10 protein-coding genes are annotated in these 14,500 nt (G+C 51.8%); 8 read left to right on the top strand and 2 right to left on the bottom strand.

The annotated features are described in order from the left end of the window. The first annotated feature begins 91 nt into the window (after nt 1-91). Complete coding sequence (locus HUF18_RS09030) at nt 92-730, top strand: NAD(P)H-dependent oxidoreductase (RefSeq protein ID WP_225691949.1); 639 nt, start codon at nt 92-94, stop codon at nt 728-730. A gap of 106 nt (nt 731-836) precedes the next feature. On the opposite strand, the gene HUF18_RS09025 is transcribed toward HUF18_RS09030, so the two are convergent. Both HUF18_RS09025 and HUF18_RS09020 read right to left on the bottom strand, forming a co-directional pair. Then, nucleotides 837-1,874: a hypothetical protein gene (locus tag HUF18_RS09025; protein WP_225691948.1), complete on the bottom strand. Its 1,038-nt coding sequence runs from the start codon at nt 1,872-1,874 to the stop codon at nt 837-839. Nucleotides 1,875-2,006: 132 nt separating this feature from the next. Continuing rightward, nucleotides 2,007-4,160, bottom strand: a complete 2,154-nt coding sequence (locus tag HUF18_RS09020; protein ID WP_225691947.1) for a YgiQ family radical SAM protein — start codon at nt 4,158-4,160, stop codon at nt 2,007-2,009. A 266-nt stretch (nt 4,161-4,426) separates the two neighbouring features. On the opposite strand from HUF18_RS09020, the gene HUF18_RS09015 reads away from it, so the two are divergent. From HUF18_RS09015 to HUF18_RS08985, 7 genes are all read left to right on the top strand, one after another. Continuing rightward, nucleotides 4,427-5,476, top strand: coding sequence for an AraC family transcriptional regulator (locus tag HUF18_RS09015; RefSeq protein WP_225691946.1), 1,050 nt, complete (start codon nt 4,427-4,429; stop codon nt 5,474-5,476). 461 nt (nt 5,477-5,937) lie between these two features. Continuing rightward, on the top strand, nt 5,938-7,674 hold the full coding sequence (locus HUF18_RS09010) for a parallel beta-helix domain-containing protein (RefSeq protein ID WP_225691945.1): 1,737 nt from the start codon (nt 5,938-5,940) through the stop codon (nt 7,672-7,674). 57 nt (nt 7,675-7,731) lie between these two features. Continuing rightward, the gene (locus tag HUF18_RS09005) at nt 7,732-8,940 is read left to right on the top strand and encodes an SO2930 family diheme c-type cytochrome (RefSeq protein ID WP_225691944.1); all 1,209 of its coding nucleotides are present in this window, start codon (nt 7,732-7,734) and stop codon (nt 8,938-8,940) included. After that, nucleotides 8,931-10,067 (top strand): hypothetical protein, encoded by a 1,137-nt coding sequence (locus HUF18_RS09000; protein WP_225691943.1) that lies wholly within the window; start codon nt 8,931-8,933, stop codon nt 10,065-10,067. Before HUF18_RS09005 ends, HUF18_RS09000 begins: the two co-directional genes overlap by 10 nt. A gap of 258 nt (nt 10,068-10,325) precedes the next feature. Then, nucleotides 10,326-11,612 carry a nitrate regulatory protein gene (locus HUF18_RS08995; RefSeq protein WP_145468945.1) on the top strand — a complete coding sequence of 429 codons (1,287 nt, stop codon included), beginning with the start codon at nt 10,326-10,328 and terminating at the stop codon, nt 11,610-11,612. 363 nt (nt 11,613-11,975) lie between these two features. Continuing rightward, entirely contained in the window at nt 11,976-13,373 is a 1,398-nt protein-coding gene (locus HUF18_RS08990) for a CmpA/NrtA family ABC transporter substrate-binding protein (RefSeq protein ID WP_225691942.1), read from the top strand. A gap of 104 nt (nt 13,374-13,477) precedes the next feature. Next, nucleotides 13,478-14,494 carry an ABC transporter permease gene (locus tag HUF18_RS08985; RefSeq protein WP_145468947.1) on the top strand — a complete coding sequence of 339 codons (1,017 nt, stop codon included), beginning with the start codon at nt 13,478-13,480 and terminating at the stop codon, nt 14,492-14,494. The last annotated feature ends 6 nt before the right edge of the window (nt 14,495-14,500 follow it).

Raw genomic sequence — 14,500 nt, 5'->3', positions numbered from 1 at the left:
GACAAGCGTATACTTGCGCCAACAGCCTGATGCTGTACCTACCCAAAACAGCCACTCCGGCTTCGTATCACTGTTTCTGTGGAAGTTTTTTATGTCTGATGTAATCAGTAATCTGCAATGGCGTTATGCCACCAAAAAATTCGATCCAAGCCGTACTGTTGAACAGGAAAAGCTCGATACCATTCTCGAAGCGATCCGCCTGACGGCAACTTCCAGCGGCCTGCAACCCTATGAAGTGCTGGTTATTACCAACAAAGAAATACGTGAACAAATCAAACCTCATGCCTGGAATCAGGATCAGATTACCGATTGCTCTCACCTACTGGTGTTTGCCGCCTGGGATAATTACACCGCAGATCGCATTAACCATATGTTCGATCTGACCAACGAAATCCGTGGTTTTAAAAACGAAGGCTGGGAAAACTACCGCGCAATGCTGCTGGGCATCTACCCTCAGCGCGATGCTGAAACCAACTACCAGCATGCTGCCCGTCAGGCCTATATCGGCCTGGGATCGGCATTAATTGCCGCCGCCGAAGCACGGGTAGACAGCACACCAATGGAAGGCTTCACCCCGGAGAAAGTGGATGAGATTCTGGGCCTGAAAGAAAAAGGCTTACGCTCGGTTATTCTGCTGCCATTAGGCTATCGCGCTGAAGAAGGCGACTGGCTGGTGAATCTGCAGAAGGTGCGCCGCAGTCACGATGGTTTTATTACTGAAGTAAAATAATCTTCGCAATATTCAGATAAACAATAAAAAAAGAAGGCCGCTGGCCTTCTTTTTTTTATTGTGACGATGAGAGAAACGGAAAAACGGTATCTGATAATGCATTCGGCTACCGGACCGCCGCAATAAAAACGCCCGGATTATCTCCCAGCCGGTATTGAAAATGAAGCCGCGCTCCGGAGGATATTTTCTCAGCTGATTCCAGCATTCGCGGAAAGGTCAACCCAGATTCATAAGCACCAATCCGGTATTGTTGATACACACAAATATCGGTAAACAACATTGGCTGATAACGGTCATCAGGAAGATGATTAACCTCTACCGATAAACCAGGCAAATAACTGCCACTGACATTCTTCCATGAGAAAACAGCCTCATTATTCAGAATAAACACAGAACCGGCATAAACACGCCCGTCCTGCGCACTCTGGCCTGCAACCGCCCTTCGCGTTGCAGAAAACTCAACCTCCGGATCAGCAAACACAAGATCGACACGGATTTCCTGCGGAATAACAAGTGCCGACGGTGACTGCGATAACAGGTGGCGGACAACCGCAACCTGAGGCTCGGTCTGCAGACACGCCTGCATCACCTCCGTCAGAATAATATCCGCAGAAAAATCCGGGTCTGCCAGATACCCGGTAGCGTCCACAACCTTCATATCGAAAACCGCATCCGCAAGATTCAGGGCAGTAATGATACGTTCTGCAGAAGCGACCGATTCCGGATGAATATCGATAAGTGTAAAAGATGCTTCTTCAGCGCTAAGAACCAGCATCAGAGGCACAGCCAGAATGGCATATGGCCCACAGCCCGCATATAAAATCCGTACCGGACCACCTGAACCCTGCGCATATTGATCAGCAATAGCCGCCCGCGTGCCACGCAGGAACATAATTGTCCGGAAAGCATCATCAGCGCAGGTTGCCGCCATATCCGGTGCCAGTGCCAGGCCGTTTGCGGTTAACGTTCCTTTAGCAGCAGCGCCTGACAGGCCCTCAGGATGTTCGTGTCCCAACGATTTGAGAGCAACAGCTAACTCACTGACTTCTGCACGCAATAAATACGGCGAAATGGCGTTATCGAGTATTTTTTCAACCAGCGATATAAGCCATGCGGTATCCGGAACCGGGGGGGGCTCAGCCATAGGGTCATCCCGACAGAGTTTCAGGTCACCGTACCGCCTTTTGCCATTCAGCTCAAACCGATACGTGCAAGCTCCAGCCGCTCAAACCACGCCAGCGCAATCTGCCCCCGCAGCAGCAGGGGCAAACCAGTATTAACGTGGTTTACGCACAGGCCGTTTATTACGCACACCGGCTTTACTGTTTTTAGCAAAACCCGGACGCGGAGTATTACGCAATACCGCCTCCTCTTCTGCCGGAATCAGTGCTTTAGGACCACTGCCGATCAGATCAGTGCGTCCCATATCCTTCAGAGCCTGGCGCAGTAATGGCCAGTTTTTCGGATCGTGATAGCGCAGGAAGGCTTTCTGCAGGCGACGCTGATTCAGATCGCGCGGGATATAAATCTTGTCCGATTTATAACTCATACGGTGCAGCGGATCGCGCTCAGAGTGGTACATAGCGGTAGCCAGCGACATCGGCGACGGATAGAAGGTCTGCACCTGATCCACGCGCATTTTCTGGCGCTTCAGCCACAGCGCCAGATTCATCATGTCTTTATTTTCTGAACCCGGGTGGGCGGCAATAAAATACGGTACCAGATATTGTTCTTTACCCGCTTCTTTGGAGAAACGGTCGAACATTTTCTTAAAGGCGTCGTAGGTGCCCATGCCCGGCTTCATCATTTTATTCAGCACGTTTTCTTCGGTGTGCTCCGGCGCAATTTTCAGCAAGCCGCCCACATGGTGAGTAACCAGTTCACGTACGTATTCCGGATCACGCACAGCAAGGTCGTAACGCAGACCGGAAGCAATGGCGATGCGTTTAATGCCGGGGATTTTACGCGCCGCACGGTACAGCGCTGTTGTGTGTTCGTGGCTGGTTTCCAGATTTTTACAGATGCCCGGAAACACGCAGGACAAACGCCGGCAGCTTTTCAGAATGGTTTCACTCTTACAGTGCAGGCGATACATATTGGCGGTCGGGCCACCCAGATCGGAAATTGTGCCGGTAAAGCCCGGTACTTTATCGCGGATTTCTTCCAGCTCGTGCAGGATAGATTCCTGCGAGCGGTTCTGAATAATCCGTCCTTCGTGTTCGGTAATCGAACAGAAGGTACAGCCGCCAAAACAACCGCGCATAATGTTGACCGAAAAACGGATCATTTCGTAGGCCGGAATTTTCGCATCGCCGTAACTCGGGTGTGGCACACGCTGATAGGCAAAGCCGAATACCGAGTCCATTTCATCGGTTTCCAGCGGAATCGGCGGTGGGTTAATCCACACTTCCTGATGACCGTGTTTCTGAATTAATGGCCGCGCGTTATAGGGGTTGGCTTCCTGATGCAGAACCCGTGAAGCATGGGCATAAAGTGCACTGTCGTTGCGGACTTTTTCAAAGGATGGCAAACGGATACAGGTTTTATCCGGATCAAGACCGGCTTTACGCTGCAGTGGCATCGGCACGATTTTTACCGGCATCACATCATCAGCGCTATCGGCCGCATCACCGCTGCTGCCGTTCGTGCTGCAGCTCATTGTTTCCGTATCTTTCATTTCATACGGATTAGGAATCTGGTCAATATGACCCGGCCAGTCAATGCGGGTGGAATCGACTTCGCTCCAGCCTGCCGGTGTGGCATCACGCACCACCGCTGTGCCGCGCAGATCCTGCAGATCGTCCAGGGTTTTGCCTTCCGCCAAGGCATGAGTCAGCTCCACCAGCGCGCGCTCAGCGTTACCGTACAGCAGAATATCGGCACCGGAATCGATTAATACCGAGCGGCGGATCTGGTTGCTCCAGTAATCGTACTGGGCGATACGGCGCAGGCTGGCCTCAATACCGCCAATCACGATAGGTACGTCTTTGTACACCTGACGGCATTTCTGCGAATACACAATCACCGCGCGGTCCGGACGCTTACCCGGCTCGCCATGCGGTGTGTAGGCATCGTCGCTGCGGACTTTCAGGTCGGCGGTGTATTTATTAATCAGCGAATCCATATTGCCGGCGGTGACGCCAAAATACAGATTAGGCTTACCCAGCTTTTTAAACTCTTCCGGGTTGTTCCAGTCAGGCTGGGCAATGATGCCGACACGGAAGCCCTGCGCCTCCAGCAGACGCCCCAATACCGCCATGCCGAAGCTCGGATGATCAACGTAAGCATCACCGGTTACCAGGATCACATCACAGCTGTCCCAGCCCAGCACGTCCATCTCTTCACGGGACATCGGCAGGAAAGGAGCCGTGCCGAAACATTCGGCCCAGTAGGGGTAGTAAGAAAACAGGTGTTGCGCTGGCTGAGTCATAAGTCCGGACCGGGAAAAAACGGCCGCTATTGTCCCAAATTACGCGGGCCGACAAAAGGTGAAAGGCAAAATATTCCCTGCCTTTCGCGATCATTTTACGCTTTTATTCCCCTTGCATTTATGAGGATTAATCTGTGATTTACAGGCCATTTTTTACCTTCCCGGCATTTTATCCGCACCATCACCTTGTCTTTTCGCGCGCACTGGCCGAGTATCGGGAGCTGCGCAAATAGCGCTCAAAATAAGAAGAACGTACGAGCCAGCCTATGCCACCCTTTGATCCTCTGTTGTTTTTTGCGGCTTTCGGAGCCGGATTGAGTCTGATACTGGCGGCGATTATTGCCCGGGATTTTTTTCACACCCTGACCGCCCGGCTGTTTATCCTGCTGCTGGTTGCCGCCAATGTGCATCTGTTTCACCCCTGGTTGCCTCAGGCCTGGCACGGCTACTCCTTTGTTGTACAGAGTGCCTCACCTGCCCTGTTCTGGATGTGCTGCCGCCTGACCTTTGTCGCCCCCGATGAACCGCGCCGTCTTCTCTGGGGTCTGGCCTTTTACAGTTTCTTAGGTCCGTTGCTGTATTTGCTGACCGGAACCCCGGATGGCCTGCACCTGCTGCTGAAAGGCATTCCGCAGTGGCTGGAGTATCTGCTGATTCTGGCCGGACTGTGGGAAGTGATCAGTAACTGGAATAACGACCTGGTGGAAGCCCGCCGGCGCCTGCGTGGCGGTGTGATGCTGGCCATGGGGCTGGCTGTTGGCTGGGGTATTTTTTCGTTCAATATGCGCATCGGCGACAGCACCTCACGCTATCTGGCCCTGGATGTTTCCATGCTGATTCTGGCCTGGCTGCTGATGCAGGGGCGTTCTGAGTTGTGGCGTTTGCTGCCACAGCCTGCGCCGGCGGCGGCAGATAACAATATGGATCATGAACCGGCGTTCACCACGCTGGCCCTCAGCCAGCAAAGTTGCGAAGAACTGCAGATGCTGCAGGAACTGATGAATCAGGGTTTTTACCGGCGCGAGAATCTGACCCTGGCGATTCTTGCTCAGGAACTTGGCATTCCGGAATACCGTTTGCGGGCCACCATCAACAAGGCGCTGAATTACAACAACTTTAACGAGTACATTAACGAGCTGCGTATTGGCGAAGCCGCCGACCGCTTACTGAACGAAGCCGAAACTCCGATTACCAATATTGCGCTCGACGTTGGCTACCGTACGATGAGTTCGTTTAACCGTGCCTTCCGTAAAATTCATCACAGCACACCGTCTGATTACCGTGAGCATCGCGGCCAGCCACCGCACAACGGATGACACCGCGGCGGCTATTCAGTCAGCGTTCTTCGTTGCCCTCCTCGCTCTGCCGCTCTCTTTACCACCATTCAGAACAGTCTCATCGACCCATCAAGGGGCGTAACAGCCCCTTTCTGCACGCTTTCTGTGCAGCCATATTGAGGGCATAAAAGGAGGCTCAGCCTAACCCAAAAAAACGCCCGCAAGACGCCCTGAACATGCACTCAAACATCCCATAAATAACTGTGCACATCCTGCGTTTTAACTTTTGCACAGTCAGTTTTCAGCTGTCTGTTACATCCCTGCAGCCAGCATAAACACTGGCTTTTCACAAAATGCACAGCCACTTCCAGAGTTTGCAGCACGATTTGCTTTTACCCTTTCGCCGCCTTTCGTTTTGATGAGCCACGGCTGGGAAGCTACCGACATAACGCTCAGGGATGGAATCCGGGCGCATAAAAACAATGAGAAAGGTATTCATCATGCAGAAAGCACACACCTCCCGCGGTCATAAGCCGCTGGTTCTGGCGATGGCCATTGCCGCCATCGGCCTGACAGCCTGCGGCGGCAGCGATAACAAAAGCAGCAGCGGCCTGAAGAAAGTATTTAACTGTACCGACAGCAGCACCTCCGGGGCACGGGTTATCTGTATCGGTTCGGCCAGCGACCTGAGCGACAAAGCCGTTCAGGATGAGCTGATTGAAGCACTGGCCGGGGCAGAAACCGGCGACACCTTTGTATTACCTCAGGGGCGTTATGCCTTCACCAACACCATCGATTTTAACGGTCTGGTCGATAACATTCCGGTATCCAACCTCACCTTCCGTGGCGCTGGCATGGAGAAAACCATTATCGACGCCAGCGGCGCCGCTTCCGATGGTTTCCTGATCAACAATACCAACAATCTTATTTTTGAAGATTTCGCCATCTACGAGTCGAATAACAACGCTCTTAAAGTGACCAAATCCGATGGCGTGATCATGCGTCGCATGGCGACTGTGTGGGAGACCGATTACCAGTCAACCAACGGTGCCTATGGTCTGTATCCGGTACAGACCAGCAACGTACTGATTGAAGACTGTTACGTAAAAGGCTCTGCCGATGCCGGTATTTATGTGGGTCAGTCTGACAAGATCGTTGTGCGTAACAACATTGCCGAGAAAAACGTCGCTGGTATCGAAATCGAAAACAGCACCGAGGCGGACGTATATGGCAACACCGCTACCGGCAACACCGGCGGTATCCTGATTTTTGATCTGCCAATCGGCAACGGTAAATACGGTTCCGGCGTGCGCGTATTCGACAACAATGTTGAAGCCAACAACGCACCTAACTTCGCCAAAGTCGGCACCTTTGCCGGTGGTGTTCATATCGTGCCACCAGGTACCGGTGTGATCGTACTCTCAACATCCGACGTTGAGATTTACAACAACACCATCAAAGACCACCAGACAACCTCTATCGCTATTACTTCCTACATGCTGCCAGATGACAAAGTCGCTGCCGTTCCGGATCAGGACGTTGGCGGTGAAGTCATGAGCTACGGTGATATTCACCCATATGCCGAAGTCTTTATGGATGGCTGGTCACCGTTTGTACGCAACATCAATATTCACAACAACACCATCAGCCTCGCTGCCGCGCTGAATAACCCACAAGGCGCGCTGATTCAGGATCTGATCGACGGCTATACGGACTTCCACAGCCAGTTACCGGATGTCGCAGGCGGTAAAACCACTGTGCCTCATATTCTTTATGATGGTGTTGGTGAGCTGCTGGCCAATACACCAAATCCGGGCGGTGAAGGTGAAAGCATTATGCAGGCCATTGCCGGCGGCATTAATCAGGTAGCGGCTGCAGTAAAAGCCAATATTCCTGGTGCTCCTGATTACACGGCAATCGACCTGAGCAAATTTGCCCCTTACGCGACCGATGGTGGCCTGTGTCAGTCTGACAATGGTATTGATGGTGTGGATCTGTTTGCGGCTTCTGTCTATGAGACCAGCGCAACCGCCGGCACCTTTGTCGACGGCTCACCGCTTACCAAACTGGAACAGCTCAGCGGTAATCTCAGCCTTGCGGGAGCCATTATGGCAGACCCGAGTGGCACCATGAGCTGTGCTTCAGGCTTCGAAGGAACGGCCGCTACCGTTACTTTTAATGCTCAAACCTTTGGTTGCACCGCTGACGATTCCACCAACCCGTCCTGCGCTCTGTAATCTCCACGGGGGCCATAGGCCCCCGGCTTATCCAAGTCTGTATTGCGGATTAAATTTATGAAATATATCAATTCTCTGGCAGTAATTTCAGCCGCTGTATTACTGACTGCCTGTGGCGGCGAAAGCAGCAGCAATAGCGACAATACCGGTTCATCGTCTGCGTGTATCTCATCGGAAAAAAACGTTAACTGGGAAAAAGTACTGCAGGCCGATGCTGCAACACTGGCTGAATATCAGTTATTTGATAACCCTTGCGACCCGACACAGAATGCCAGTACGCGCGGACTGCCCTACAGCCTCTCTGCACCACTGTTTACCGACTACGCATCCAAGTATCGTTTTGTATTTATCCCCGAAGGACAAACAGCCACCTATTCAGAAAAAGAAGTTTTTGAATTTCCCGTCGGCACCGTCATTACCAAAACCTTTACCATGCCCGCCGACACCTCTGATCGTGGTGTAGAAAAGGAAAGAATTATTGAAACCCGCTTGCTGATCAAAAAAGCAGGTGGCTGGGTAGCCCGCCCATATGTATGGAACGCAGCAGAAACCGAAGCCGTCTGGGATAAGACCGGTGAGGTGGTAGCCATTAATAATCTGAAACACGGTGAAGATACCCTGTCGTTTAATTATGGTGTGCCAAATCAGAATTCCTGTACCAACTGCCATCAGTTTAATCCCAACGGCATTCTTGATGCTGTCAATGGTGTCGATCCGACGCCGGCTTATTTCGCCCCGATCGGCCCCAAAGCCCGCTATCTGAATTCCGATTATGATTTTGGTCAGGGCCCGAAAAATCAGCTCAACAAATGGGTAGAGGAGAATATGCTGTCCGGACTGCCGGCCGAAAACAGCAGCATTCAGAAAGCGGCGGACTTCAGTGACTATAAATCTCTCGGTGAATACAGTGGTACACAAGAACTGCTGACCGCAACGGCTAAATCCTGGATCGATATTAACTGTGCTCATTGCCACCGTACCGAAGGTCAGGCCAGCAATACGGCTTTCCGTGCTGGCTACAATGTCCCATGGCAGGGTAACGAACAGTATCATGGTGTCTGCGCAGGACCGGTTTCCGGCTCACAACCCGGTTCAACCTGGATTATTGTACCCGGCGATTCTTCCCAGTCGCTGCTGTATAACCGTATGAATACCACCAAGGCCGGCCTGATCATGCCACCACTGGGCCGCGCGGTTATTCATACCGAAGGTACTGCACTGATCAAAGCCTGGATTGACAGTCTGGACCCGGCATTGTGCAATTAATTAATGTCACCGGGCGCTTCTGCGCCCTTTTTTTAATGCTATTGCTGATCGGCTGCGGAGCCGGCAGCGCGGACGAAAACCATACCCCAGCCCTTTCCGCGGACCCACTCTGCGACCAATCCGGCAGCGAAATTAACTGGCAGGCCCTGCAGCAAACGCGCTGTCCGTTATTATCGCAATATGGTCTGTTTAAAGGATTACCCTCCGATATTAAAAACAGCAATGGCGGTATTTATTATAAATTGGGCAGTGAATTATTTACCGATCATGCACGCAAATACCGCTATATCTTTCTGCCGGAAGGTACTCAGCTCGGTTACCAGCAACAGGATGTGCTCGATTTTCCAACCGGCAGTGTCATCGTTAAAGTCTTTGCTATGCCCACACAAAGCACCACAGACAGTGCAGAAGATATTATGGAAGTCCGCCTGCTGGTCAAACGCAGCAGTGGCTGGATATTTATTCCTTATGTCTGGGATAACAGCATTAATGATGCCCGCCTGGCGATAGCTGGCAGCCAGACACCTGTCAGTTTCAGCCATAAAGGCGAAATGCTGAATCTGACCTATGAATCGCCCTCTCTGTTGCGCTGCCAGAACTGCCATCAGGTTAAAATCAATGACCAGCTCAGTTTTGTGCCCATTGGTCCGAAGATCCGCCATCTGAATCAGACTATTGAAGTGAATGGCCAGCCGGTAAACCAGCTTGAGCACTGGCAGTCTCTGGGGCTTATTACCTTGCCGGCCGGTGAGCATCCTTATGCACCTGACTGGCGCGATACATCAGCACCGCTGCAACAACGTGCCAAAGCCTATCTGGATATTAACTGCGCTCACTGCCACAACGACAACGGCGCCGCCGCCCTTTCCGGCCTGCGGCTGGAATACTGGCGCACCGCCATTGACTATACCCATGGTGTCTGCAACTCGGCCCATGGCTGGCGTGGCGGAGGCTTTGATATCTGGCCCGGGCGCGGTAATGACTCCAGCCTGCCGTTACGCATGGAATTAAACGGTGCAGCCGACCGGATGCCGCCGATAGGACGCAGCGTGCCCGACAAAGACGCCGTCGCCTTAATACGGGCCTGGATCGATACCCTGCCCGCTCAGGACTGTGCCAGCGGCTGAAACGGCCACCAGCAGCTTTGCACCAGAACAGAGCGATCTCATATCGCTCTGCCGCTTTACAGCGCAGGCAGTCTGCCTCAACCCTGCTCCCTGACCGGCTCAGAGGCTTTTCCCTGTCCCCAGGCCCGTTAATCTGATCAGCGGCTGCACAACCGTCAGCTGCACTTCCGTTTATTAACCGATATTTCACATCTGGTATTCATCTTGCACCAGCACTGAGCAAAGCCTTTATTTATTTGCAAAGAAGGATTCATTTCCGTGCAGGATCTTCACAGCGTTGCCTATTTTCTGAACCTCGGTCAGCAACAGGAAATACAGGAACTTGAACAGTTTGCCCGTACCGGCCAACTGGTGATTGCCATCAGCAATCTGTTGCATCAGCTGCAGTACGAACGCGGATTATCCAACCGCTTTCTTGGCAGTGCTGGCCTGCGCTGCCAGCAAGAACTGCAACAACAGTGGCACAGCAGCAATGAGCAACTGGCGCTGTTTCATAAAGCTCTGGCCAACTTACTGCCAGAGCACGGGCAGCATGCCTTTCCCGCACGCTGGTTCCGCCGTCTGGGTTATGCCCTGCACAGTCTCGAACGACTGCCACAACTGCGGCAGGATGTAGAACAGCTGAAATTCAATACCACCGTTGCCATCAAAGCCTATTCCGAAATGATTCAGAGCTTACTGGCCGTGGTGTTCGAGGCCGCAGGCAACGCGGCCGATGAAATAACCGCACGTATTCTCGTCGCCATGTTTAATTTAATGCAGGGCAAAGAGCTGGCCGGACAGGAACGCGCCTGTGGGGCTGCCGGATTTTCCGCTCACGAATTTGACCCCGGCCTGCGTCAGCGCCTGACACAATTAATCGACCGCCAGGATCGCTGTTTCCATATTTTCAGCGATTATGCCAGTGACGAAGCTCTGAGCGCCTGGGAACAGGTTCAGCGCGGTGAATTCCAGCTCGAATTTGAACGCCTGCGGCGTCTGGCCCTGACCGCCGGCCCCCAGTCACTGGCGGCAGCGGATTATGATGTGCGCTGGTTTATCTGCTGTTCTGAACGGCTGGATGCCATCAAATATGTCGAAGAAGTGTTGGAAACCCAACTCCTCTCCCACAGCCAGCAACGCATTCTTGCGGTACGCGAAGCAGCATTGAGTCCCGACCAACAAGGCAACGACCTGCAACGCGGAGCGTTCGACGATGTTCCTTCGTTTGCTCTGTACGTCAGCCATTCACAGTCCGCCGGGCATGAGTCAGACCATGCTCTCAGCGGTCCCGATGACGATATGGTACATAACGTCAGTAAGCCGGTGGTCGAATTAATCGAAGCTCAGGGCCAACGCTTAAAAAGCCTGAATGATGAACTGGATGCCGCCCGTACAGAACTGCATGAGCGCAAACTGATTGACCGCGCCAAACGTGAACTGATTCAGCGCCGCCAGATGAGCGAACAGGAAGCCTATGCGTTATTACGCAGTATGGCGATGAATCAGAACCGCCGTCTGGTGGATGTTGCCGCCGGTTTATTAAGCATGACCGAGCTTCTTTAAATCAGGTTGTGTACTGCACCAAGTCGCAGCACCAGCGCATAACCTGCTCTTCAGCAGAGCAAAAAAAATCCTTGCCGTAAAAACGCAGGGATTTTTTTATTCCCGACAACCGCTTTTAAAAGCCTTACGGTTGATTGCAATCCAAATAAAAACAGGAAGTTAGCGGATTAAAATGCGTTAAAAACGCCATAGACGGACATTGTCCGAAAACTCTGGCACGCTTCTGGCAATACTTATTCTGAATTTCTTATTCAGTGCATACCCAATGGCGGGTAACCGTACTGACACATTTTAACAGCAAAGGCGCTTACAACGGGCAACCGTTGTGGCGCCTTTTTTTTGTTGCCAAGAAAGGGGAAGACCATGCAAGGACTGAACACTCTGCGCCGCACACTGATAAAAAGTGCATTGATTCTGACCACAGGTCTGGCCAGTGGTTTATCGGCATTATCGATACCACTCAGTCATGCTGATGATTATCCGGAAAAAGAAGAGCTTAAATTCGGTTTTATTAAATTAACCGATATGGCACCGCTGGCTATTGCCTATGAAAAGGGTTTCTTTGAGGACGAAGGCTTGTATGTCACCCTCGAAGCACAGGCAAACTGGAAAGTACTACTCGACCGCGTGATTGATGGCCAGCTGGATGGCGCCCATATGCTGGCGGGCCAGCCATTGGGCGCAACCATTGGGTTTGGTACCAAAGCCGATATCATTACCGCCTTCAGTATGGATTTAAACGGCAATGCCATTACCGTTTCCAATGATGTCTGGCAGCAAATGAAACCCTTTATCCCCAAAGATGCTGAAGGAAAACCCGTACACCCGATTAAAGCCGATTACCTGAAACCAGTCATAGAAAAATACAAAGCCCAGGGTAAGCCATTTAATATGGGCATGGTTTTTCCGGTATCCACCCACAACTACGAATTACGCTACTGGCTGGCGGCTGGCGGTATTAACCCGGGTTATTACGCACCGTCGAAAGGCGACACCTCCGGTCAGCTGAATGCTGATGCCCTGCTTTCGGTTACACCGCCACCACAAATGCCGGCAACGATGGAAGCCGGTACGATTTATGGTTATTGCGTAGGCGAACCCTGGAACCAGCAGGCCGTCTTTAAAGGCATCGGTGTTCCGGTGATTACCGACTACGAAATCTGGAAAAACAATCCGGAAAAAGTATTTGGCGTCAACAAAACCTGGGCAGAAAAATATCCGAACACTCACAAGCGTGTGGTCAAAGCACTGATCCGTGCTGCCGCCTGGCTTGATGAAAACAATAATGCCAACCGCGAGGAGGCAGTAAAAATTCTGGCCAAGCCACAGTATGTAGGCGCCGATTACAAAGTGATTGCTAACTCCATGACCGGTACTTTCGAATATGAAAAAGGCGATAAGCGCTCTGTACCGGATTTCAATGTCTTTTTCCGCTACAACGCCACCTACCCTTATTACTCCGATGCCATCTGGTATCTGACACAGATGCGCCGCTGGGGCCAGATTGCCGAAGCTAAATCGGATGACTGGTACAAAGACATCGCGAAAAAAGTGTATCGCCCTGACATTTACGCAGAAGCAGCCAAAGCACTTATTGCTGAAGGTAAAGCCGATGCCAAAGACTTCCCTGACTTCAGCAATGAAAGCGGCTTCCGTGCCCCACAAACGGAATTTATCGACAACATCACCTATGACGGTCAGCAACCGAATGCTTACCTGCAGAAGTTTGCTATCGGCCTGAAAGGCGAGCAAAAGCTGTAACACAGGGAATAAGCCGGCTGTTTTAACAGCCGGACTAAAACAGCCGGAAACCATCACACATTCATCGAAATTGTGCAGTCAACTGAATCCGTCAAGGAGATCCTATGAGCATTGCCCTGACCCAAACATTAAGCAAAATAAGCTGGCTGGAACCGATGATTAAAGCCGCTCAGGGAGAAAACCGCAGCCAGAACCTGAGCATTATTGCCAAAGCCATCGGCATTCCTCTGGCAGGGATTCTGGTGTTTTTAATGATCTGGCATGCGGCCGCATCAAGCATTAACACTTCTCTGGGAAAATTCCCCGGACCTGCCGATGTCCTGATCCAGAGTAAAACCCTGATCAGCGAACATATTACAGAGCGTGAAAAAGCAGCCGCTTTTTACCAGCGCCAGGATGAACGTAATGCCCGGCGTCTGGCACAGGACCCGGACTATATCGTCAAAATCCGCGACTACACCGGTAAGCCAACCTACGTCGATCAGATTGGTACCAGCCTGATTACAGTTCTGAGCGGTTTTCTGATTGCCTCACTGATCGCCATTCCGCTGGGTATTGTTATTGGTTTAAGTGCCAACCTGTACTCGGCATTTAACCCGGTGATTCAGATTTTCAAACCGGTATCACCTCTGGCCTGGCTGCCACTGGTCACTATGGTGGTCAGTGCTGTCTATGTCAGCGATGACCCGGTTGTAGCAAAGTCTTTTGTCACTTCCATGATTACCGTCATGCTCTGCTGCCTGTGGCCAACCGTTATTAATACCGCCGTGGGCGTCGCCTCTATTTCTCAGGATTTAAAAAATGTCAGTCAGGTGCTGCGTTTAAGCTGGCTGACTCATGTACGGAAAATTGTTTTACCTGCCGCTATTCCGATGATGTTTACCGGCCTTCGTCTGTCGTTGAGTATCGCCTGGATGGTGCTGATTGCTGCGGAAATGCTGGCACAAAACCCCGGACTCGGAAAATTCGTCTGGGACGAATTCCAGAACGGCAGCTCAAATTCCCTCGGCCGTATTATGGTCGCGGTTATTACCATCGGCTTAATTGGTTTTGCCCTTGACCGCATTATGTTGCTGCTGCAACGGAGCGTTTCCTGGGATAAGTCCGCCACCTTACGCTGAGAACCG

This window comes from Thalassolituus sp. ST750PaO-4, from assembly GCF_020320405.1.
In the GTDB taxonomy this organism is placed as follows: domain Bacteria; phylum Pseudomonadota; class Gammaproteobacteria; order Pseudomonadales; family Oceanobacteraceae; genus Venatoribacter; species Venatoribacter alkanivorans.
This window is presented reverse-complemented; position numbering and strand designations above follow the sequence as displayed.